The following is a 23,337-nucleotide window of genomic DNA, read 5'->3' on the forward strand; positions in this document are numbered from 1 at the left end:
ATATTTTTGGTTTAGCCATATATTAATAAGCCATTAAGGTAGTGACAATTCTTTCAGCGGCCTTCCCATCTCCATAGAGTGAGAAAGGTTTATTTATTTTATCTGTAGTCAACAGCTCTTTTACTTCCCTAAAAATAAGAAGCTTATCGGTACCTACAAGCTTTACCACTCCTGCTTCTATAGCTTCAGGCCTTTCACTTACTTTGCGCATCACCAATACATGCTTACCCAGGCTTGGCGCTTCTTCCTGTATTCCACCACTATCTGTTAAAATTAGAGTACAATTACTTAGCAAAAACACAAAAGGCAAATATTCCAATGGTTCAATTAAATACACATTTGACAAATTGGCCAATGCTGCATGAAATACCTCCCGCACCTTTGGACTTGGGTGAACAGGAAAGACAAAATCTACATCTGGAAATGCAATGGAACATTCTCGAATTCCTTCGGCGATGTTTTCAAAACCATCTCCTGAATTTTCTCTCCTATGACAGGTTATTAAGACTAGTCTTTTCGATGAATCAAAATTATAGCCCTTTTCTTGGATGCTTTGCTGAACGTTATTACGGAGAGATTCATCATTTTGAAGTTTATCTCTAATCAAATAAAGCGCATCAATGACTGTATTACCGGTAACGATTATTTTGTTTTCCGCTACGCCTTCCCGCTTTAAATTATCCGCAGCCCATTGTGTGGGTGCAAAATGCCATGTACTTAACCTACCCGTAAGTACCCTGTTTGCTTCTTCTGGGAATGGGTTTTCCATATCCCATGTCCGCAAGCCTGCTTCTACGTGTGCTACTTTTATTTGAAGATAAAATGCAGCAAGCGCTGCCACAAAGGAGGTAGAAGTATCCCCGTGTACCAAAACTAAGTCAGGTTTAAAATCTAAATAAACCTCCTTGATTTGCGCTAGTACTGAACAGGTAATATCAAATAAATCTTGCCCTTTTTTCATGATATTCAAATCATAATCAGGCGTGATTTCAAATACTGACAAAACTTGATCGAGCATTTCTCGATGCTGGGCAGTAACACATACTTTGCAGTCAAATTCTGCATTTTGGCTGAAGGCCTTAACAACAGGAGCCATTTTGATGGCTTCCGGGCGGGTGCCAAATACGATCAGTACCTTTTTAATAGACATTTAAAAGAGAAATTACTGCCATCATAAGGCATTTTTCAAAGTGAAATAAGTTTAGCGAAACTATCCTTAAAGCTAGTTCTTACAAAATTATTTAGGGCAAATTCTCTCAATTTTTGTTTCTCTGCTAGGGATGTTTGTTCTAAGTCTATGTTTTGCAGATCGTTTGCTTGTTCTATTACATAGCCTAAAGGATTCTGAGCAATCATATCAGGGTAATCGCCGATACCTGGGGAAATAAATACTTTGAGACCACAAGCCAAATATTCAGCGAATTTGGTAGGTGCTGCAACAAAATTAGTAACAGAAGGGTGGCGTAATAATATCCCATAATCTCCTAGTGCCATAATTGCCGGCACCTGTTCAAAAGGCACCCATTTTAGCACAACGCGGGAGGGAAATTTCAACTTAATTCCACATTCACTCTCTTTTTGATCGGAAAGCAAAAGCAGCCTAATTCTACCATCCTTTTCCATTAAAGGAATAACCGCCTGCTCTAACAAATCCATAGACTGCCACTGCGCGGATGAACCGGCATAAACGAATGTAATTTGATCGGTTTTAGGTTCATTGAAGATTTCTTCAAAATCAATTTTCCCAATGGATGGCTTATCCGCAAAAACGCCATTCAGTAGGCAGGGGATTACAACTCTATGCTGTCCTGTATATGCAAATTTTTCATTCCAGTAAGTAAACATCTTATGGCTTACAGCTCTTTGCATATCCGAGTCGTTTACTGCACGGCTTTCAATTTTCCATATATCCTTTTTTAAATCTTCATTTCCAACTACATCAAACTCATTCCATTCGGCAGCTGTTGCACCTTCTCCGTCATAGATTACCTTATCTACCAAACCCAAATCCTTCAACGAAATAGCCAAATTCGCCGCAAGTGGGCTCAAAGCCATCACCTTTTTCTTTCCTATAAATGGCCATAATAAAGTCAATGTAAGCAAATTCAATTTCCATCTGTGAAAACCAGGCACCATGGGTAAAATAATGGAATTGGGATATAATTGCTTTCGGATTCTTCGCATTTCAAAAAAGCCACGAATAGAGACCAATGCGATGATTTTTACCGGGTAATTCAGATTATCAGAAATGTATTTGCAGTTTTCGATTACATAACTGCTGTATACTCCATGAGATTGGTTCCCATAAGTCAGATAGATCATTGGTTCAGGCTTGTTTTTGGTTGGGTAAAGATATGGATTTATAGGTGATGGGAGATGAATTAGGGCTTGGAGGATGTAATATAAATCATTTAATCCCCTACTTCAGTGTAGGAATCAAATCCTAGTTCTAGACTATTGCATTGGTCGTAGATGATTAAAGAAAAAAGCGGGAGGTTGATTTGTGCTATTTCATTATCCCATGGTTGAAAGCATAAGCTATGGAAATTTCGCTCCAATGGAGCTGGGGAATATTAGGCATTAAAAAAGCCTCACCTGAATTCCAGATGAGGCTAATTTTTTGTCTAAATTTTTGGTTTAGAATACCTTAAGACCAATACCGAGTGTCCATTGATTTAATCTTTGATCGGTATCTGCTCCTAAGAACTTATCTCCTACTCCACTTAGATTGCCTTCATAGCGTAAATCCAATATGATGTTTGCTATATCAAAACCAATCCCAGCTTGATAGCCAATGTTTGAGTTTTTCAAGGTCATCTGTGAACCAGTATCACCTTGCTCAGAGTCGCTAAGCAATACGCTGTAAACAGGTGCTACACCTATTCGGAACACCTCACCAAACTTATAACCAACTTGGATTGGTACATCTACGCGGTTGAATTCATAGGCTCTCACCTGATCTCCTAATTGGTCATCTTTAAATCTGATTTCACCATTTGCTGAAGTGTACAGCAATTCTGGCTGTAGATAAAAACTGCCAATTTCAATTCGACCAAATACACCTGCATGAAATCCAAATGAAGCATCACCTTCTTCTACATTGTCCACATTATCCTTGAATGTGATTTTGCTAGAATTCACACCGATTTTCGGACCGATGTTTACTTGGGCAAACGTAATGCTTGATATTATCATCAAGCCAACAAATACAAATAGTTTTTTCATTTTCATGGGTAAAAAATTTTGTGTGTTAGTTAGAGTTGCAAAAAATCCAATCGCTCATTCTCAATTCAATTACAAACGATCGAGCCTTATGCTTAGTACGTAAAAAAATAGGAAAAGCTTCAATTATTCCTTTTCGGATAATTCAAGCCATCTTAATTCCTTAGTTTCAAGACTTTCATTTACTTCATTCAATTTCTTTCCCCATTCTACTAATTCCTCCACGCTTCCTTTACCTACCGACAGCTTATTTTCAAGATCTACCTTTTCTGCTTCAAGCTTTGCAATTTCCTTTTCAAGTCCTTCCATCTCTACCTTCTCTTTGTAGGAAAGTTTTTCTACTTGAGCTTTTGACTCTTTCACCTCTGGAGAAGGTGTATTGACCTTTTTTACTTCCGCAGCAGCGGGTTTGCTGCTTTTTTCATTTAAGCTCTCGCGGTATTCAGTATAGTTGCCAGGGAAATCACGGATCACTCCTTCGCCTTCAAATATAAATAAGTGATCGACTAAGCGATCCATAAAATATCTATCGTGAGATACGATAATTAAACAGCCTTTGAAGCCTGCCAGAAACTCTTCCAAAATCTGAAGTGTAGGCAAATCCAAGTCGTTAGTAGGTTCATCCAGAATAAGAAAATTTGGATTGGTAACCAGTATGTCAAGCAATTGCAATCTCTTTTTCTCTCCACCGCTCAATTTCTCAATAGGTGTATATTGGCGCTCCGGTGAGAATTGAAATAACTCCAAAAACTTACCTGGGCCAACCTCCCGCCCATCGGCAAGGGTTATGTTTTCAGAAATTTCCTTTACGTGATCTATTACCCGCTGGCTAAGGATAAAACTTTTTTCCTCTTGCTTGAAATAGCCAAATTTGATAGTTGAACCTTTATCTACGACTCCAGAATCAGGTTTCAATTGCCCTGTGAGCATATTCAGAAATGTGGATTTACCTGTACCATTCGGCCCAACTAAGCCAATCCGCTCTCCTCTTTGGAATACATAGCTAAATGGATTTACAATCTGAGTTCCATCAAAAGCCTTGGCGATTTTCTCTACCTCGAGTATTTTCTTGCCCATTCGCTCCATCCCTGATTGTAGCTCTAGCTCTTCTGTGGCTCCAGCTGCACCTTTCACTTTGGATTTTACATCCTCAAAGGCATCTACTCTATATTTGGCTTTGGTGGTTCGGGCTTTTGGCTGACGGCGCATCCATTCCAATTCTTGCTTGTAGTGATTCTTGGCCTTATTCAGCATCACTGCATCCATTGCCTCCCGCTCAGCTTTCTTCTCCAAATAGTAGGCATAATTACCTTCATACTTAAAAACTTGCCCTTGATCCAATTCAATAATGCGATTACTCACCCTATCCATAAAATAGCGATCGTGGGTTACAAGTAATAAAGCAAGTCTGGCTCTAGATAGATATTCCTCTAGCCATTCGATGCTTTCCAAATCGAGATGGTTCGTCGGCTCATCCAGTATCAACAGATCAGGCTGTTGGATTAGCGCAGAGGCTAATACCACTCGTTTTTTTTGTCCACCTGATAAGGTTCCAATTTTGGCTTCTAAGTCACTCAGCCCCAACTTACCCAAGATCACATTAATTTGATTTTCCAAATCCCAAGCTTGGAAGCTATCCATCCTATTCATTACTTCTTGCAAATCATCAGCATGACCTGGCGTATCAAAAGAAATGGACATCAAATGTTCATAATCCTTTACTGCTTGTACTGCAGGGTTATCGGTATGCGAAAATAGCGCTTCTAATACTGTGTCATTTTCGTCGAAATCATGCTCCTGACCTGCATAGGCCACACGTGTTTCTTTTTGGATAGCAACTTTGCCTTTGTCTGCATCGAGCTTTCCAACCAATATTTTGAGAAGAGTACTTTTGCCTGAGCCGTTTCTTCCTAGTAAGGCTATTTTTTCGCCCTCTTCAATTCCAAAAAATAAATCTTCAAAAAGCGGTTTGAACGCAAAGCTTTTTGAAAGTGATTCTGCCGAAAGTAAATTCATAATGCAAAACTAATCCCAATATTCCAGCTCCCAAGGTTTTGAGCTTGGAAGCAGTAAATAAAATTGGTGGTCGAGTAATTTGATCCTAAACTGAACGATTTGGGCTAGCTGTAGTTTTTAAATAAAGAAATATCATGAAAGCAATTTGGAACGGACAAATAATCGCAGAAAGCAATGACACTGTAGTAGTAGAAGGAAACCATTATTTTCCTAAAGACAGTATAAAGAAGGAGCATTTCACCGACAGCGAAACCCAAAGCAAATGCCCTTGGAAAGGCCAAGCATCATACTATAGTGTGCAGGTCGATGGCAAAGAAAATAAGGATGCGGCTTGGTATTATCCAGAGCCAAAAGATGCTGCTCAGAACATTAAGGATCGGGTCGCATTTTGGAAAGGTGTGGAAGTAACTCAATAATTATTTTTGGCACATTTTGCTGAAAAACCTCTTAGCAATTTCTCACAGTAATTTCCTTTGAACAATCCTTAACATTACAGACTTTAGCTGGCTGTAAGGTAAAAATATATGCATAATCTCGAAGAAACAAAGGCTAAAATAGAAGTCTTCCAGCAAGCTAGTTTTCCATTGGAAATAGGCCAAACACAGCGGGAGGATATTCATGCTAAGCTCCATTCATATACCGATCAGTTCTTAAATAATTTATCAGAGGAAAAGGCATTTTACCAACAAGGCTACGAAAATAGAGGCCCTATTCCAGCACTTGAAGTTGGCGAAAGTGGTATAGGATTACCCAATATTCTGAACACCTACCATGAAGAAGTAATGCAATCTGGCATTAATGCAGCTTCTGGTGGGCACTTTGGCTATATTCCAGGTGGAGGAGTTTTTAGCGCAGCCATAGGCGACTATTTAGCTGCTGTTACCAATCGCTATGCAGGTATTTTTTATGCGGCACCTGGTGCCATTCGTTTAGAGAATACACTTATCAATTGGGTTGGAAAATTGATTGGCTATCAAGGTAATTTTGGCGGCAACCTAACTACAGGGGGAAGCATCGCAAACCTTACTGCTATTACTGCAGCGAGACATGCGCATAAAATTAAGGGTAAAGATTTAGAAAAAACGGTCATCTATTTATCAGAGCAAGTTCATCATTGCGTGCCAAAAGCTATCAGAATAAGTGGACTGGAGGAATGTATCATCCATCATATTCCACTTGATGCTGAGTTCCGAATCGATGCCGAAAAACTTGAAGAACTTATTATTGATGACAAAGCAAATGGGCTGAATCCATTTATGGTTATCGCTTCTGCTGGCACAACTGACGTTGGTGCTGTTGATCCCTTGGCAGCCATTGGGCAGATCGCTCAAGAGCATGGACTATGGTTTCATATCGATGCTGCCTACGGTGGCTTTTTTATGCTTACTGAACATGGTCGATCCGTAATGAAAGGAATCGAAATGGCGGATTCGGTGATTTTAGATCCGCATAAAGGGTTATTTCTACCCTATGGACTTGGGATGATTATTGTGAAAGATCTTAACAAATTATTGGCTGCTCATACCTTTGAGGCCAATTATATGCAGGATTCAAAAGACTTCAATTTAGAATATTCTCCAGCAGATGTATCGCCCGAGTTGAGTAAGCATTTTCGTGGCTTACGAATGTGGCTACCATTGAAATTACATGGAATTGCTCCATTTAGAGCTGCATTGGAAGAGAAGCTTTGGCTTACTCGCTATTGTTACCAAAAGGTGAAGGAAATGGGCTTTGAAATGGGTCCTTACCCGCAAATGAGTGTGTTTACTTTCCGCTTAAATGCCTCAGATGGCAACAATGATTCTATCAATAAAGCTATTTTGAAAGGCATTCATACTGATGGCAGAATATTTATTTCATCCACTCAAATTCATAAACAATTTCACTTGCGCTTTGCCTGTTTATCATTCCGTTCTCATTTGCGGGAAGTGGATTTGTTTTTGGAGATACTTAAAGCTGAATTAGATAAAGTACTGAAATAAAAAATGGAAGGCAATGTATTCGCCTCCCATTTTAATATGGTGTAAAAGGAGTTTTGTGATCCTCCCGCTTTCTATATTTTAGTTTTGAGCTTCTAAGAATTTGCCAATTACATCGCCCATTCTACCGGAATTCACCCAACGCAATACAATTACCAAATCATTTTCTTGATCTACATACACCACATTTGCACCATCACCTAAATGAAAAAATGCGGATTCTGGTGCCGCAGGCATTCTTTTTTTACCTGTATTTAAAAAGAAATTCATAAACCCATAGTCGTCTTGCACAGGAGTTGGTGTTCTGGCCATTTCCAGCCATTCTTCTGAAAGAATTTGTTGATCTTTCCATTTGCCGTTTCGCAGGGTTAAGTAGCCAAAGCGTGCTTGATCATAAGCGCTTATAAACATCCCACCACCAAAATGGCCTCCACCACTTACTGATTGCATTTCGATGCCGTCGATATTCACCCAAGAATTGTGGTAACCTTCCCAATGCCAAGTATTTGACGCACCAATTGGATCCATTACATGCTCTCGAAGAACCATTGGCAGCGGCTTACGCCAAACGTGCAATGCGGCCAGAGCAAGTACATTTACCCGAGTATCATTGTATTTGTATGTAGTACCCGGTTCAAATCTCTCTCTGTTGATAATTGCCTCTGTAACTCTTCCTGCAGGTCTATCTGCCCAATCTGGTTTACCCCAAAGGGTACCTTCCCAGTCGCTTGTTTGTCTAAGCAAATGATCCCAAGTTATTTTAGAATTATGTTCTGAGTCAAACTCACCATAAGGAGAGTATGCCTTTACTTTATCATTAACATTGCGGATAAGGCCTTTATCATAAGCTACGCCTACCACACTTGACAGGAAACTTTTGGTAACGCTGAAGGTCATATCCACACTTTCCAAATCGCCCCACTCGGCAACTATGTAACCATTTTTCACCACCAAGCCCGACATTGGTCCACGCGGCTTTACCGGACCAACCATTTCATTGTAAGGCTCACCTACTCTGCCATTGAGATAAATATTTAAATCTCTTGGGGCATTAATTTCATTTTCTTGAGCAAATATTACTGCTTCATTCAACTTTTGCTGATCGAAACCAAGTTCAGAAGCCTCTCTACGTTGCCATTCGAAACGCTCGGGATAATAAACACTTTGAGCTTGAGCTATATAAAAGCTAAAGAATATTAAAATAAAGGTTAAGGATTTTCTCATATAAGTAAAATTTTGAAAAAGAACCACAAAATCGAGTAGATATACAATCAATACAATGTGAGCGGGAGGAAAAATATTTTCATTTAATACCTAGCCGCTAATAGCAAACTCAAATCTTTAAATCTCATATTGAATTTTTGGGCTAAAGGCTCATTGGTAAGTGTGCCTTTATACATATATATGCCTTTCATAAACCACTTATGCGTATGGATGAATTCATTAATTCCACCATTATCGGCAGCTTGTAAAAGTATTGGCGCAAAGATATTACTTATTACTGTTGTTGCTGTTCTGGCTACTCTAGAGGCGATATTTGGCACGCAATAGTGGATTACTCCATGCTTTACAAAAACTGGTTTTTCATGAGTAGTAATTTCGGATGTCTCTACACAACCGCCTTGGTCTATGCCCACATCTATCATAATCGAACCAGACTTCATACTTGCAATCATTTCTTCGGTAATCACAATTCTATTTCTCCCCTTTTCGGCTCTTAATGCCGCAACTACAATATCCGCTTCTCTCAAGGCTTTACCCAAATTGATTGAATCAATTGTTGATGTAGAAATACCTTGTCCCAGCAAATGCCTGATTCTTCTCAACTTATAAAGGTGATTATCAAAAACTCTAATTTCTGCTCCAAGGCCTAATGCAGTACGAGCTGCAAATTCACCAACTGTACCTGCTCCAATTATCAGTACGTTGGTTGGTGGCACACCTGTGATTCCACCTACTATAATTCCTTGTCCGCTTTTCACATTGCTTAAATATTCAGATGCAATAAGCATAGACATACTTCCAGCGATTTCAGACATTGCTCTCACAAGTGGCATTCCACCTACTTTGTCTTGAATCAATTCATAAGCGACAGCAGTAATTTTTTTCTTGGAAATTCCTTCGAGGTAATCGGCGCTGAGATTTCCCATTTGCATAGCAGATATAAGCGTGCTACCATGCTGCATCATTTCAATTTCAGCTATTGTTGGAGGCTCTACTTTTAAGACGACATCTGCTTCCAAAGCCTCTTTTGCGGAGTAAACAATATGTGCTCCCGCCTCGCTATATTCTCTATCCGAAAACTTAGCTGTGAGCCCAGCAGCTGTTTCAAACACTATTCTATGACCATTCAGTGTCAATACCTTAACTCCTTCTGGTGTAAGTGCTACCCGATTCTCTTGCAATGCAGTTTCGCGCGGAATGCCTATGGTTAATTTTCCCTTCTGAGGCTTTACTTCCAAGAGTTTTTCTTGTGTAATATAACTTTCACTAGGCGTGAATATGGCGGAACTCTTTATGCTCTTCTCAGTCATTTTGCGATAAGGTTATAATACGACTGTCATCATCATTTACCAGAATATCTATTCTCCAATAAGGAGTGTCAATTAATTCCATTACTAAAGATGACCATTCAATTAGGCACAAGTTCCCTGAGTACAAATATTCATCAAATCCGAGCTCCTTTGCTTCTTCTATGTTTTTAATACGGTAGAAATCAAAATGATAAATAGGCTCACCAGCACCATTTTCATATTCGTTGACAATAGAAAATGTTGGACTATTCACTGTATCCCTAACTCCCAGCTTTTTGCAAAGTGCTTTTATAAGAGTAGTTTTCCCAGCTCCCATTTGACCTTCCACAAGCCAAATTCCTTTCGAACCGATATGATTAATGATTTTGAGAGCGGTGTTATCCAGCTCTGCTAAATCCTTACAAATTATCTTCAACTTAGAATTGTGTCTATTTTTTCGAAGATAAAGAAATAACAGGAATTATCATTTCCTCTAACGAAATTCCTCCATGTTGGAATGTGTCCTTGTAGTAATTAACGTAGTAATTATAATTATTGGGATAAGCGAAGAAATAGTCCGAAGTAGCAAAAGCATAGCTAGTTGAAATATTCATTTTAGGTAATTGGAAATCATCTGGTCTAGGGACGGTAAGCACTTTGTCGCTTTTGTCATATCCAAGATTTTTGCCCTGCTTATATCTCAAATTGGTATTTGTATTTTTATCCCCAATGATTTTGTAAGGTTTTTTCACTCGGATAGTCCCATGATCTGTAGTGATTATTAATTTATGCCCTTTTTCAGAAATTCTTTTCAAAGCCTCTAAAAGTGGTGAATGTTCAAACCAGGATAAGGTAAGTGAGCGATAAGCTGATTCGTCTGCTGCCAATTCTCTAATCATCTGCAAGTCTGTACGGGCATGTGAAAGCATGTCCACAAAATTGAAAACCAGCACATTGAGATCATTATTATAGAGATTATTGAATTGATCAAGTAATTGACGGCCTTGATTAACATGAATAATTTTATGGTAACTCATTTTAATATTGAGTTTTTCTCGCTTCAATTGTTCGGCTAAAAATGCTTCTTCATTCATATTTTTACCATCTTCCTCGCCTTCACCTACCCATAGATTCGGATGCTTTTTTTCCATCTCCAATGGCAATAAGCCAGAGAAAATTGAATTACGGCTATAGGCTGTGGTGGTTGGCAAGATTGAATAATAAGAGCTTTCCTCATCTATATTGAAATACTGAGAAACTACTGGTTCAATTACTTTCCATTGATCATACCTGAGATTATCTATCACAATAAAGAAAAGAGGCTCACCCGGTTCAAGCTTAGGAAAAACAACCTCCCGCATCAGTTTGTGAGAAAGTAAGGGCTTATCAGAATTTTTTTCGTCTAACCAATCTTCATAGTTTTCCTTTATGTATTTAGTAAACTTTGTATTTGCTTCATCCTTCTGCATTTCAAGAACTTCAGCCATTCCTTTATTTTCGGTCTCATCAATTTCTAATTCCCAATAAACTAGCTTCTTGTAAATATCAGCCCATTCTTCTGGGCTCAAGTGATCGTCGAATGCCATACTTAGGTTTCGGAAATCTTGCTGATAACCCATATTGGTTTTTTCGCTAACCAGTCTCTTGTTTTCCAGAATTTTCTTTGCTGAAAGTAAAATCTGATTTGGATTAAGCGGCTTTATCAGATAATCGGCAATTTTAGATCCGATTGCTTCTTCCATTATTGACTCTTCTTCAGACTTTGTGATCATTACCACAGGTAAAGAAGGTCTCATATTTTTGAGATAAGTTAAAGTCTCCAAACCAGACATACCAGGCATATTTTCATCTAAAAAAACAAGATCGAAATTTTGCTTTTCGACTAATGCCAGAGCATCGGAGCCGCTATTTACTGGGGTAATATCATAGCCTTTGGCAGTTAAAAAAAGGATGTGTGGTTTCAGAAGGTCTATCTCGTCATCTGCCCACAAAATATTATATCTTTGCATAGTTGTTTACTAAGTCCCAAGTTACATTAAAACCCTTAATTCGGGCTCCAATTTGAATAAGAAAAAAATTTTTAATGATCCTGTTTATGGATTTATCTCCATTCCAAGCGAATTGATTTTTGATATAATCGAACACCCTTACTTCCAACGGTTACGCAGGATTAAGCAACTCGGTTTAACCGACTATGTATATCCCGGTGCATTACATACCAGATTTCATCATGCGATTGGAGCTATGCACCTGATGAAGATCACTTTGGACAATTTGAGGGACAAAGGAAATGAAATTAGCGATGAAGAATATGAAGCAGCTTTAATTGCGATTTTACTGCACGATATCGGGCATGGTCCGTTTTCGCATGCATTGGAATTTAGCTTACTCAAAAATATTCAGCACGAATTACTTTCCTCATTATTAATAAACGAGCTCAATACTCAATTTGATGGAGCCTTAGATTTGGCTGTAAAGATTTTCAACAACCAATACAAACGCACTTTTTTTAACCAGCTCGTCGCAAGCCAATTAGATATCGACAGGCTTGATTACTTGAAAAGAGATAGCTTCTTTACTGGTGTTTCCGAAGGTACAATTGGTGCAGAAAGAATCATCAAGTTACTTGATGTCCGTAATGATCAATTACTAGTGGAAGAAAAGGGTATTTATAGCATTGAGAATTTTTTGAATGCTCGAAGACTCATGTATTGGCAGGTTTATTTGCATAAAACTTCAGTAAGTGCAGAAAGGATGTTGATTAGCTTGATTAATCGAGCTAAATATCTTTGTGAACAGGGGGTGGAATTAATTGGAAGTGAGAGTTTGTTGATATTCCTAAAATCAAATGTTTCGCAAAAGGACTTTGAAAGTCAGCCAAATTATTTGAGTCATTTTGCTAATTTGGACGACTTCGACATTTGGGGAGCTATTAAGATGTGGCAATCTCATGAGGATAAGATTCTGAACACATTAGCAAACTGTCTTTTAAAACGAAAATTATTCAAAGTAAAACTTTCGAATGAAGAATTCAGTAATGAACAAAAGTTGGAGATAAAAACTAAACTGGAGAATGAACTTTGTATTGCTAAAGCAGATATAAAGTACTTTTACGATGAAGGAAGTATTAGTAATTCAGCTTATATGTCCCAACAAAGGATTTATATCTTAACTAAAAAGGGAAACATTATAGATATTGCTGATGCGGCAGATTTACCTAATATCCAAGCTCTGAGTAAAATCGTAAAGAAAAACTATATCTGCTGGGCTAAAAACCTAACTTTGTAAAAATTTGACATTCAAGATTCTCACTGATATTTAACAAAATGAATATCAGCGATTTATACAAAACACGCTTACTATGAAAATAAGTGTTGAACAAATTGCCTTTTTGATTTCTGGAAAGGTAGAAGGCAATCCTAAAGCAACAATCCATACTGCGGGAAAAATAGAAAATGCAAAGGAGGGTGAAATTGCTTTTTTCGCTAATCCCAAATACGAAGAATATATATATAGCACAAATGCATCAGCTGTAATTGTTAAACATGATTTCAAACCTAAAAAATCAATTAATACAACCTTAATTCGGGTTGAGGATCCTTATTCTGCTTTCTCTAAACTATTAGAGGAATATCAGAAAATGATAAAGGAAGAGAAAATGGGCATTGAAGAGCCTTCATTTGTAGGTACTGGAACAAACATTGGTGAAGGAATTTTCAGAGGTGCATTTTCTTATATTGGTCATCATTGTACTATAGGGTCGAATGTTAAGATTTATCCGCAGGTTTGGGTCGGCGAGAATGTCTCTGTCGGAAACAACACTATAATATTTGCGGGAGCGAAGATTTATCCGGGATCTGTAATAGGATCAAATTGCGTAATACATGCCGGAGCTGTAATTGGTAGCGATGGATTTGGTTTTGCTCCACAATCAGATGGCACCTACAAGACTATTCCACAACTGGGCAATGTAATCCTCGAAGATAATGTTTCTATCGGAGCCAATACGACAATAGATTGTGCAACAACTGGCTCAACTATAATTCGCAAAGGCTGCAAGCTTGACAATTTAGTAATGATAGCGCACAATGTAGAAATTGGTGCCAACACAGTAATAGCTGCCCAAGCAGGCATATCAGGATCTAGCAAATTAGGCAACAATTGTGTGCTTGGTGGCCAAGTTGGAATTGCGGGGCATTTGCATATTGCAGGCAAAACTTCTTTTGCCGCTCAGTCTGGCATGATGAAGAATGTAGAAGAAGAAAATACCGTCTGGTTGGGTTCACCAGCCTTTGAACATAAGCAGTATTTGCGATCCTACAGTATTTTCCGAAATTTACCTGAACTTAAAGAACGAATCACCAAACTTGAAAAGGGAGATAAATAATTCCCATCGGTTGAGAACAATATAATGAACGTAAAACAGCACACTATCAAAGAACCTGTGAGTGTAGAGGGCGTGGGTCTTCATACAGGCTTATCCTGCACAATGACTTTTATGCCAGCTCCTCCTAACCATGGAATTAAATTCCAGCGGGTGGATTTGCCAGAAAAACCAATCATCGATGCCGATGTGGACAATGTGGTAGATCTCTCAAGAGGAACGACAATAGAACAACACGGAGCTAGAGTTGGCACAATTGAGCATACCTTGGCTGCTCTAGTAGGTCTTCAGATCGATAATGTATTGATCGAAATCAATGCTCCAGAAGCACCAATTATGGATGGCAGCTCCAGAATGTTTGTGGAAGCAATCAACAAGGTTGGTACTCAAGAGCAAAGTGCTTTAAGAAATTTCCTTGAAGTAGAGGAGAGTATTTTCTTCAGAGACCCTGCTCGCCAAGTGGAAATTGCTGCTTTACCACTCGACACTTACCGCGTTACTGTAATGGTGGATTACAACTCACCAGTTTTGGGTTCTCAGCATGCTAGTTTGAATGACATCACAGAATTTACGAATGAGATTGCTTCCAGTCGTACATTTTGCTTTTTACATGAACTAGAAATGCTCCACAAAAACAATCTTGTTCGTGGAGGCGACCTCAACAATGCTATTGTGATTGTAGATAGGGTCGTGGAAGATCACGAATTGGAAAGTTTAGCTAAGCTTTTTAATAAGCCGAAAATTGAAGTGAAAAAGGAAGGTATTTTAAATAATATCGACTTAAGACATAAAAATGAGCCTGCTCGCCACAAACTATTAGATGTGATGGGTGACTTGGCTTTGGTAGGAAGACCCATAAAAGCACAAATATTAGCCGCCCGCCCGGGTCATGCTGCCAATGTAGCATTTGCCAAAAAGCTAAAACGCATGGGAGAAAATGCGGGAGGTAAAAAGGCGCCTAAATATGACCCATCCCTCCCACCTGTGATGGACATTGCAGCCATAAGTAGAACCTTAAAGCACAGATATCCATTTGCCTTGCTTGACAAAGTCATCCATTTGGACGAAACATCTGTAACAGGAGTGAAAAATGTGACGATTAATGAGCCATTTTTCCAAGGACATTTCCCAGATAACCCTGTAATGCCAGGCGTATTACAAGTTGAAGCAATGGCGCAAACAGGAGGCATTTTAGTATTATCTACTGTACCTGACCCTGATAATTATTGGACGTACTTCCTTTCAATTGACAGCTGTAAATTCAGAAAAATGGTGATCCCGGGTGACACAATTATTTTTCATTGCAAACTGCTTGACCCAATAAAAAGAGGAATTGCCCGCATGCAAGGCATGGCCTATGTAGGAAAGACGCTCGTTTGCGAATCAATAATGACAGCTAGAATCGTAAAGAAAGATCAATGATCCATCCATTAGCATCCATAGACCCCAGTGCGAAAATCGCTGAAAATGTAAGCATTGGGCCATTTACAACGATACATGGTGATGTAGAAATAGGCGAAGGAACTTGGATAAGCTCGAATGTCACCATTTTTAATGGTACACGAATTGGCAAAAATTGTAAAATATATCCAGGTGCAGTAATCGCTTCTACACCTCAAGATTTGAAGTTTGATGGCGAAAAAACCTATGTGAAAATAGGCGATAATACTGACATTAGAGAATGTGTAACCATTAGCAGAGGAACAAAAGATCGTTTTGAAACATCCATTGGATCCAATTGTCTATTAATGGCTTATGTGCATATCGCCCACGACTGTATAGTTGGCAATAATTGCATTTTAGCTAATGCAGTTCAGCTTGCAGGACATGTAATTATTGATGAATTTGCCATTGTTGGTGGCGTAAGTGCTGTTCACCAATTTGTGAAAATAGGTGCTCATTCTATGGTGTCAGGCGGAAGCTTAGTAAGAAAAGATGTCCCACCTTATATCAAAGCAGGACGTGAACCACTTAGCTATGCTGGGATCAATTCTATCGGCTTACGAAGAAGAGGATTTAGCAATGAAACCATTAATGAGATTCAAGAAATTTATAGATTTTTATTCTTGAAAGGCTTGAATAATTCAAAAGCACTTGAAGCTGTTGAAACAGAATTGCCTGCTTCTCGGGAGAGAGATTTAATAATAACTTTTTTCAGAGAATCTGATCGAGGTATCATGAAAGGATACTCTAAATAATCTGATTCTTGATGGAAATCCATTTAACTGATTTAAGCAAAAGGTTTAACCGTGAATGGATATTTCATGAATTGAATTACAAGTTTTTATCTAATAAAATCTATGCAATTGTAGGACCTAATGGAAGTGGTAAATCCACACTAATACGAATTATCTCTGGGCAAATGCCCTTTACCAGCGGAAAAATAAATTACTCCTCTGGAGGAATAATTATTTCATCTGAAAATATTTATAGGGAAATATCAATTGCAGCTCCATATATGGAGCTAATCGAAGAACTTACGTTAGAAGAAATCTGGAAATTCCACTTTAAGTTCAAAAATGGCCCTTTAATAAATGACACAGATGAGGTAATCCAAATATTGGGTTTAGAAAAAGGAAGAGGTAAGGTTATAAAGAATTATTCATCAGGCATGAAACAGCGTCTTAAGCTTGGTTTGGCCTTTTTTTCAGATACGGAATTATTACTTCTTGATGAGCCAACAAGTAACTTAGATGAAAATGGAATGCAGATGTATTTGAAGCTTATTGAGAATTGGAAATCAAATCGAACAATCCTCATTGGCTCTAATCAACTGCAGGAATATCAAATGTGTGATGGGAAGTTGGATATCATCGAATTTAGTAAGAATTAGAGTCAGAAAAACTAATCAATATTGAGAACGTTTCTTAATTTGTGAGCCAATTAAGTAATGTCATATTTAAGATAAAATGAAAAACAAAATAACAATTTTCTTTTTGCTTATTGCGTTAAGCATAACAGTATCGAGTTGCAGCTGGGCTGGCAACAGTGAAAACACCGGTCCGAAACCTGTAGAACCAGCTCCACAAATTTAATTCTCCATAAAAAGCTTCAATAAATATATCCCAATTAGGGATGTATATTGAATTGTGCTTTATTTAACACTTGAATTTACGAAAATGAAAAAAACTAATTGGCTTAACTTTATTATACTCCTTTTATCAGTTGCAATATTTTCATCGTGTGGTGGTGGCGGCAGTTCAGATCCTGATCCGGAACCACAACCAACAGCAGAGGAATTACAAGTAGCCAAAATTGCTGGAACAAGTGCTAAAACTTGGACAGCTACAGCTATTACCTTTAATGGTGCACCATCTGAAACCTACAATAATCCATCTGCCTTTTCAATCACATTCAGAACGGCAAAAACTTATAGTACCAATACTGGTTCACCTGTATTTCAAAGCTCTGGAAATTGGGCCTTTAACAATGGGAATTTGAATTCATTGATCTTTGACAGCAATCAAAATACGATTGCCACCGTTTCGGGATTGAATTCTGCTGGCACTCAAATGACTCTCACAATAGACTTTGAGCTTGCTAGTACTGGCGGGAGGATAGAAGCTATTAATGGCAGGTACGTATTTACACTTACTTCCAATTAATCAAATTATTTAAGTGAGACAATTGTAACGCCGGCTCCACCAAAGTCGGCGTGTTCGTCCCTCATTGATTTCACAAAAGACAAGCTTTTAAGTTGACTGCGCACCAGTTGACGTAAAATCCCATCTCCTTTGCCATGTAAAATCCTTACCTCATTTTGGTTGAGAAGTAACGCTCTATCCATAAAGCGATCTAAATCCGGCATTGCCTCCTCTCCTCTTTTACCTCTCAAATCGAGCTGTGCTGAGAATTCAGCCATTTCAGATGCATAATTGATTCCTGATTTATTTGAGCCTGATTTCACCTCCGATTTGGTATTTTTTGCCACCGCTCCAACTTTCTTTAATCTACTCAATTTCACATTCGATTTGAGTTGGCCAATCATTACCTCTACATTATTACCTTTCACAGTCATTACTTGAGCTATTGCACCTGAATCTGCAATTTCTACGATATCGCCAGACTGGATTGGCCCTGTAAAAACTTGCTGCTTTTTAATGACTTTAGTCTTCTTCTCTTTTGGCTTAATCGTCTCTTCAAAGCTCTTGAGCTCAGTTCGAATCTCTTTTGTTGCTTCTTTTTCGCCCTTGACCTCTTTGATTTTTCTAATTGTGGCTTCTATCTTCTGATTAGCATTCTTCAGCAATAAAGCTGCTTCTTCCTTGGCTTGGTTAATGATATTCTTTTTCTCAATCTCCAAATATGCTTTTAGAGACTCGTATTCTTCACTACTTTTAGCTAATCTCTTCTCAGTGGCAGTTAGTTGATTTTTCAATCGCTCAGCGGCTCCTTTTTCCTTTTCAAGACGGATGAGTACTTTGTCATAGTTCACTCGCTCTTTGCCTATTTTTCTTCTAGCATTTGCAATTACCTCAGCATCAAGGCCAATTTTCCCAGCTATTTCTAAGGCAAATGAACTGCCCGGCTTTCCAATTTGGAGTTTATAAAGTGGCTCCAAATTCTCTAGATCGAACTGCATGGCTGCATTACGGATACCAGGAGTTTTTTCTGCAAGCTCTTTTAAGTTTGCATAGTGGGTGGTAATTACTCCATAAGACTTTCGGTTATTCAATTCCTCCAATATGGATTCGGCTATTGCTCCACCAAATTCTGGCTCCGTTCCTGTTCCAAATTCATCTATCAAAACAAGCGTCCGTTTATTTGCTAATTCAATAAACATCTTCATAGAAGTAAGATGCGAACTGTAAGTACTTAAATCATTCTCAATCGATTGCTCATCTCCAATATCTAGGAAAATTTGATTGAAAATGCCAGAAACGGATTCATCTCCAAGTGGAACCGGGATACCGCATTGAATCATAAATTGAAGTAATCCCGCTGTCTTGAGTGTAACAGACTTACCTCCCGCATTCGGCCCACTAATTAGTAAAATTCGATTGTGAGAATCTAATTCAATATCTTGTGAAACAATGGCTTTTCCCAATGATTTATGCGCTAGGAAAAGAAGCGGGTGGGTAGCGTTTTTCCACGAAATACAAGGCCTTTTTTCAATTTCAGGACAGATTCCATTTACTTTAATCCCGAACCTTGCTTTGGCTCTTATAAAATCTAACAGACCTAAAACTTTATAAGCATTTTGCAAATCTACTGTATGTGGTCTTAGGCGATCTGTTAAAGAAATCAGAATTCTAATGATCTCCTTTTTCTCTTGAAGTTCTAAATCGCGTAGCTCATTATTCAATTCCAACACAGCAGTTGGCTCCATATACACCGTTTGCCCTGTTGCCGACTCATCGTGAATAAAGCCCTTGAGATGTCGCTTATGCTCAGATAGCACGGGAATTACCATTCTCCCGCCTCGGATAGTGTAAGTGGCATCTTCAGGCACATAACCTTTGCCTCTTGCCTCCCGCATTACACTGTCCAGTACTTTTCTCACTCTAGATTGCGAAGCGGAGATATTACTGCGAATTTTTGCTAATGTTGGTGTCGCAGAACTTTTCATCTGCCCACTATCATCAATGCATCTTGCCAGTTCTCTCAAGAAATCATCAGGCACTACCAAATTTTTACCTAGCGCATAGAGCTCAGGAAATTCCTCTTGGCGCTTTACAAAGAAATCTAGACTATTCTTTAAAAGAATAAGCCCCTTCGACAATTCATGAAAATCCTGTTCATCCAGATAACTTCCAAAAATTTCCGCTCTTTTGAGAGCATAATTCATGTCCTTATAAGCGGTTGTTGGGTAGGGCTCGCCAGCTCGAAGTATATTTAAAAACTCTTCAGTCTGAGAATGCAACTTAACTACATATTGAAAATCGCGAGAAAATTTGAGATTTTCAGCAAACTGAATTCCAATAGGGCCTTGACATTCCTGCTTAATCAGCTCCAGAATTTTATCAAAGCCTAGCTTATTTTCAATAGTTGATGGAAGTAGCATGAATGAAGGAAACTAATCTATTTGTAGGGTTTTTTGACGGTAGTTTAAACTATCTACCACGGCACGATATATGTTGTTCATTTCTTCGATTTCGAGCAGGTAGTAGTTATAATTTTCAATGAAAACTGATTCACTGATATTATGTTTTCTAAGTACTTCATTTCCAAAAATGGCCGATAAAACTTTAGAGGAGTCTTGTGGCACATTCATAGCAAAGGCTTTACCTTCGCTTATGTGCATGTCTATCAGTAGCATAACCATCTGTTCTTTGGTCAGAAGCTTTTCAGGAATATTTTCCTTTGAGGAACATCCAATGACCGCCAGTGTAATGAGAATTAAAAAAATCTTTTTCACGTCTGAAATTAATTAAATCGCCCTAATTTTAAAGATTGATTGGATTATAAATTGATGAAGCAAATACTCAAGAAACTTCAAAAGTACGAAATCAGAATCCGTAAGGCTATTAATAACCAAATGCAAGGCGACTTTCGTTCGGTTTTTAAAGGTTCGGGATTGGAATTCGATGATGTGCGACCCTACCAATATGGTGATGATGTACGTTCTATCGATTGGAATGTATCTGCAAAAGGCCATGGAGTATATATTAAAACTTTCCGTGAAGAAAAAGAGCAAAACGTTTTTTTCGTTTTGGATGTGAGTGGCTCCCAAGAAATCGGGCAGCCTGGCAAACAAAAACTTGACATCGGAAGAGAGATCTGTGGAGTACTTAGCCTCAGCGCCATCAAAGAAGGAAGCCAAACAGGGCTTATCTGCTTTAGTGATCAGAAAGAATTGTTTATCAAAGCTGCAAAGGGAGTTGGGCATGGATACAAAATGGTTTACTCATTATTTGGCATGCAAACACATTCGCAAAAAACAGACCTAAAAGGAGCTATCAGTTTCACACGCCAAGTTTGTAAAAAAAGAAGTGTCATAATATTTATATCTGATTTTATAGACGAGAAGTACGAGGACGATCTGAAAGCACTTGCAAGAAAACATGATTTGGTGATGATTCACTTATTCGACAATAGAGAAACTCAATTGCCTAGTTTGGGTTTAGTACCTTTGCTTGACAAAGAAAGTGGAAAAACACTTTGGGTGAATACTTCTAGCAAAGATTTCCGTAACAACCTATCGAACACATTAGATGGTACACGTCAGAAATTAGAAGATATAGGTCGCAGGTATCAGGCAGATTACCTACCAGTAAATACTGCAGATGACTATGTGCCCGCATTAATTAAATTATTTAAAATCAGAAATAGGGTTAGAAAAAGTGCTTAGACTCTTATTGCTTATTGCTATTAGTGCCTTTAGCCAACTAGCCGTTGCGCAGGAATATAAGCCCAAAGGCTCTTTCCAGGTGGATTCCGCTAGAGTGGGTGAAGAAATCCCATATTCGCTAAGTTTTACATATCCCAGAGATTGGCAAGTCCTATTCCCAGATAGTTTGGGAAACTATAGTCCATTCGAATACAGCGGGAGGATATTTTTTCCTACCGTTACAGATAGCCTTAGTACAGATAGCACAATTTACTATTTAAGCACCTACGAGCTAGATGAAATACAGCTATTGAGGTTACCCGTAAAAGTGCGCAAACCAAATGGAGACACTACAACCCTTTACACTGACTACAGCCAAATATCTCTCATCCAAGTAGTCACACAATTACCTGATTCGCTTGATTTCAAGGAGAATACCTTTTATCGAAATGTGAAAACGGCCTTTAATTACCCATACCTTTTGGCTGGCTTGTTTTTGCTAACCGCAGCGCTAATTGCAGTTTGGATTATATTTGGCAAGAGAATTAGAAAATGGTTTGCCATCCGCAGACTGACTAAGTCTCATAAAATCTTTTTGAACAAATACAGAAAATTACAACCTGACGCCGCATTTGGAGCTAATTTGGAAGAAACTGAAAAGCTTCTCTTCATCTGGAAAAAGTATCTGGAGACATTGGAAAAAGCTCCATTCACAAAACTCACCACCCGCGAAATTCTAAAAATCGTAAATGTGAATGGATTGGATAAAGCTTTAAAGGCAGTAGATAGAGCAATTTATGCAAGGATTAAAGGAGAAGACCTCGACCTTGCTTTTAAAATAATGGAGGAAGTATCCATCGATCAATATCAACAAAAGGTAAATTCCATTAAAAATGATTGAGAACGAGCAAACTATACCATGGTATTCGCTTGAATGGTTTAGCCCAAGTGTGCTGAAAAGCTTTCAATGGGAAATGCCTTTTTTCTTATATCTACTTATTCTCATTCCTTTTCTATTCTTATTAAGATGGATTTTCCTTCGTAGGAGAAAACAAAGTCTTGCGATTTCATTGGTAGATAAAGACATAAAAGCTTCTCCTGTTAGGTATTTGAGATTTCTTCCAGGGATTTTCTTTTTGCTATCCACCATTCTGATAATTGTAGCACTTGCCAGGCCGCAACGGACAAATGAGCGTGTTGATCAATACACCGAAGGAATTGATATAATGTTGGTGGTTGATATTTCGGAATCGATGATGATTGAGGATTTCAAGCCAAATAGAATGGAAGCCGCCAAACAAACTGCACAAGAATTTGTAAATGGTCGCATCCAAGATAGAATTGGTCTAGTAATTTTTTCAGGAGAGGCATATTCTCTTTCGCCTCTTACTACAGATTATAATTTACTAAATTCTTACATTGAAGATATCAATTTTGAAATGATTGAATCGAGGGGAACAGCAATTGGTAGTGCTATTGCCGTAGGAACCAATAGACTTCGTGAATCTAAAGCGAAGTCTAAAGTGATGATTATGATAAGTGATGGTGACAATACTGCTGGAAATATCGATCCATTAACAGCCGCAAATCTTGCCTCTGCTTTTGACATCAAAATATATGCAGTAGCTATTGGCAAAGAAGGTCGAGTGCCATTTGGTACCGACTTTTTCGGTCGTCCTCGCTATGTAGAAAATACGCTTGATGAAACTACATTAAGGGAAATAGCGCAAATTGGTAATGGCAAATTTTATAGAGTGGATGATAATAGCGGTTTGGAGGAAGTATTTGAAGAGATTGATCAATTAGAAAAAGCTGAAATCATTGAAACTCGCTATAGAGATACTCAGGATTTTTACAGCAATTATCTGAAATGGGCAGTCCTATTTTTGTTAGCATTCATTTTCACCAAGTCCACCTTCATGAGTAATATCCTCAGAGATTGATTGGATCCTT

General features: G+C 38.3%; 21 protein-coding genes. 11 read left to right on the forward strand and 10 right to left on the reverse strand.

Annotated features, from left to right (window positions below; all coding sequences use genetic code 11):
- Window positions 1–22: 22 nt before the first annotated feature.
- The 4 genes from wecB to ACOXY8_RS11390 all read right to left on the reverse strand — a co-directional run bounded on the left by wecB (window position 23) and on the right by ACOXY8_RS11390 (window position 5,238).
- A complete protein-coding gene (wecB, locus tag ACOXY8_RS11375; protein WP_458331716.1) occupies window positions 23–1,150 on the reverse strand; it encodes a non-hydrolyzing UDP-N-acetylglucosamine 2-epimerase in 1,128 nt (375 codons plus the stop codon).
- 35 nt (window positions 1,151–1,185) lie between these two features.
- The gene (locus tag ACOXY8_RS11380) at window positions 1,186–2,322 is read right to left on the reverse strand and encodes a hypothetical protein (RefSeq protein WP_458331717.1); all 1,137 of its coding nucleotides are present in this window, start codon (window positions 2,320–2,322) and stop codon (window positions 1,186–1,188) included.
- 315 nt (window positions 2,323–2,637) lie between these two features.
- Window positions 2,638–3,231: a porin family protein gene (locus ACOXY8_RS11385; protein WP_458331718.1), complete on the reverse strand. Its 594-nt coding sequence runs from the start codon at window positions 3,229–3,231 to the stop codon at window positions 2,638–2,640.
- Between the two features lie 117 nt (window positions 3,232–3,348).
- Complete coding sequence (locus ACOXY8_RS11390) at window positions 3,349–5,238, reverse strand: ABC-F family ATP-binding cassette domain-containing protein (RefSeq protein WP_458331719.1); 1,890 nt, start codon at window positions 5,236–5,238, stop codon at window positions 3,349–3,351.
- A gap of 134 nt (window positions 5,239–5,372) precedes the next feature.
- Between ACOXY8_RS11390 and ACOXY8_RS11395 the strand changes: the two genes are divergently transcribed.
- Both ACOXY8_RS11395 and ACOXY8_RS11400 read left to right on the forward strand, forming a co-directional pair.
- Window positions 5,373–5,654 carry a DUF427 domain-containing protein gene (locus ACOXY8_RS11395; protein WP_458331720.1) on the forward strand — a complete coding sequence of 94 codons (282 nt, stop codon included), beginning with the start codon at window positions 5,373–5,375 and terminating at the stop codon, window positions 5,652–5,654.
- A 108-nt stretch (window positions 5,655–5,762) separates the two neighbouring features.
- Window positions 5,763–7,220: a pyridoxal phosphate-dependent decarboxylase family protein gene (locus ACOXY8_RS11400; RefSeq protein ID WP_458331721.1), complete on the forward strand. Its 1,458-nt coding sequence runs from the start codon at window positions 5,763–5,765 to the stop codon at window positions 7,218–7,220.
- A 78-nt stretch (window positions 7,221–7,298) separates the two neighbouring features.
- Here ACOXY8_RS11400 and ACOXY8_RS11405 read toward each other — a convergent pair whose 3' ends face one another.
- From ACOXY8_RS11405 to porX, 4 genes are all read right to left on the reverse strand, one after another.
- The gene (locus ACOXY8_RS11405; protein ID WP_458331722.1) at window positions 7,299–8,441 is read right to left on the reverse strand and encodes a serine hydrolase domain-containing protein; all 1,143 of its coding nucleotides are present in this window, start codon (window positions 8,439–8,441) and stop codon (window positions 7,299–7,301) included.
- Window positions 8,442–8,524: 83 nt separating this feature from the next.
- The gene (locus ACOXY8_RS11410) at window positions 8,525–9,751 is read right to left on the reverse strand and encodes an alanine dehydrogenase (protein WP_458331723.1); all 1,227 of its coding nucleotides are present in this window, start codon (window positions 9,749–9,751) and stop codon (window positions 8,525–8,527) included.
- Complete coding sequence (gene tsaE, locus ACOXY8_RS11415) at window positions 9,744–10,166, reverse strand: tRNA (adenosine(37)-N6)-threonylcarbamoyltransferase complex ATPase subunit type 1 TsaE (protein ID WP_458331724.1); 423 nt, start codon at window positions 10,164–10,166, stop codon at window positions 9,744–9,746. Before tsaE ends, ACOXY8_RS11410 begins: the two co-directional genes overlap by 8 nt.
- Window positions 10,167–10,179: 13 nt before the next feature.
- Window positions 10,180–11,739 carry a T9SS response regulator signal transducer PorX gene (porX, locus tag ACOXY8_RS11420; protein ID WP_458331725.1) on the reverse strand — a complete coding sequence of 520 codons (1,560 nt, stop codon included), beginning with the start codon at window positions 11,737–11,739 and terminating at the stop codon, window positions 10,180–10,182.
- Between the two features lie 52 nt (window positions 11,740–11,791).
- On the opposite strand from porX, the gene ACOXY8_RS11425 reads away from it, so the two are divergent.
- The 6 genes from ACOXY8_RS11425 (at window position 11,792) to ACOXY8_RS11450 (ending at window position 17,719) form a co-directional block, all read left to right on the forward strand.
- Window positions 11,792–13,018 (forward strand): HD domain-containing protein, encoded by a 1,227-nt coding sequence (locus ACOXY8_RS11425; RefSeq protein WP_458331726.1) that lies wholly within the window; start codon window positions 11,792–11,794, stop codon window positions 13,016–13,018.
- Window positions 13,019–13,091: 73 nt separating this feature from the next.
- Complete coding sequence (gene lpxD, locus ACOXY8_RS11430; RefSeq protein ID WP_458331727.1) at window positions 13,092–14,117, forward strand: UDP-3-O-(3-hydroxymyristoyl)glucosamine N-acyltransferase; 1,026 nt, start codon at window positions 13,092–13,094, stop codon at window positions 14,115–14,117.
- Between the two features lie 24 nt (window positions 14,118–14,141).
- Window positions 14,142–15,536 carry a bifunctional UDP-3-O-[3-hydroxymyristoyl] N-acetylglucosamine deacetylase/3-hydroxyacyl-ACP dehydratase gene (locus ACOXY8_RS11435; protein WP_458331728.1) on the forward strand — a complete coding sequence of 465 codons (1,395 nt, stop codon included), beginning with the start codon at window positions 14,142–14,144 and terminating at the stop codon, window positions 15,534–15,536.
- Window positions 15,533–16,312 carry an acyl-ACP--UDP-N-acetylglucosamine O-acyltransferase gene (gene lpxA, locus ACOXY8_RS11440; RefSeq protein ID WP_458331729.1) on the forward strand — a complete coding sequence of 260 codons (780 nt, stop codon included), beginning with the start codon at window positions 15,533–15,535 and terminating at the stop codon, window positions 16,310–16,312. Before ACOXY8_RS11435 ends, lpxA begins: the two co-directional genes overlap by 4 nt.
- An 11-nt stretch (window positions 16,313–16,323) precedes the next feature.
- Complete coding sequence (locus tag ACOXY8_RS11445) at window positions 16,324–16,947, forward strand: ABC transporter ATP-binding protein (RefSeq protein ID WP_458331730.1); 624 nt, start codon at window positions 16,324–16,326, stop codon at window positions 16,945–16,947.
- A gap of 286 nt (window positions 16,948–17,233) precedes the next feature.
- Window positions 17,234–17,719 carry a hypothetical protein gene (locus tag ACOXY8_RS11450; RefSeq protein ID WP_458331731.1) on the forward strand — a complete coding sequence of 162 codons (486 nt, stop codon included), beginning with the start codon at window positions 17,234–17,236 and terminating at the stop codon, window positions 17,717–17,719.
- Between the two features lie 5 nt (window positions 17,720–17,724).
- On the opposite strand, the gene ACOXY8_RS11455 is transcribed toward ACOXY8_RS11450, so the two are convergent.
- The gene (locus ACOXY8_RS11455) at window positions 17,725–20,118 is read right to left on the reverse strand and encodes an endonuclease MutS2 (protein ID WP_458331732.1); all 2,394 of its coding nucleotides are present in this window, start codon (window positions 20,116–20,118) and stop codon (window positions 17,725–17,727) included.
- 12 nt (window positions 20,119–20,130) lie between these two features.
- On the reverse strand, window positions 20,131–20,472 hold the full coding sequence (locus ACOXY8_RS11460; RefSeq protein ID WP_458331733.1) for a DUF4296 domain-containing protein: 342 nt from the start codon (window positions 20,470–20,472) through the stop codon (window positions 20,131–20,133).
- Window positions 20,473–20,526: 54 nt separating this feature from the next.
- Between ACOXY8_RS11460 and ACOXY8_RS11465 the strand changes: the two genes are divergently transcribed.
- Genes ACOXY8_RS11465 through ACOXY8_RS11475 form a run of 3 tightly spaced genes read left to right on the forward strand, consistent with a single transcriptional unit; the run spans window position 20,527 to window position 23,327 of the window.
- Window positions 20,527–21,405: a DUF58 domain-containing protein gene (locus ACOXY8_RS11465; protein ID WP_458331734.1), complete on the forward strand. Its 879-nt coding sequence runs from the start codon at window positions 20,527–20,529 to the stop codon at window positions 21,403–21,405.
- Window positions 21,398–22,285 (forward strand): hypothetical protein, encoded by an 888-nt coding sequence (locus tag ACOXY8_RS11470; RefSeq protein ID WP_458331735.1) that lies wholly within the window; start codon window positions 21,398–21,400, stop codon window positions 22,283–22,285. Before ACOXY8_RS11465 ends, ACOXY8_RS11470 begins: the two co-directional genes overlap by 8 nt.
- Complete coding sequence (locus ACOXY8_RS11475; protein WP_458331736.1) at window positions 22,278–23,327, forward strand: vWA domain-containing protein; 1,050 nt, start codon at window positions 22,278–22,280, stop codon at window positions 23,325–23,327. The genes ACOXY8_RS11470 and ACOXY8_RS11475 overlap by 8 nt, the downstream gene beginning before the upstream one ends.
- Window positions 23,328–23,337: the final 10 nt, after the last annotated feature.

This window comes from Peijinzhouia sedimentorum (assembly GCF_049340005.1).
Taxonomy (GTDB): Bacteria; Bacteroidota; Bacteroidia; order Cytophagales; family Cyclobacteriaceae; genus CAXBDP01.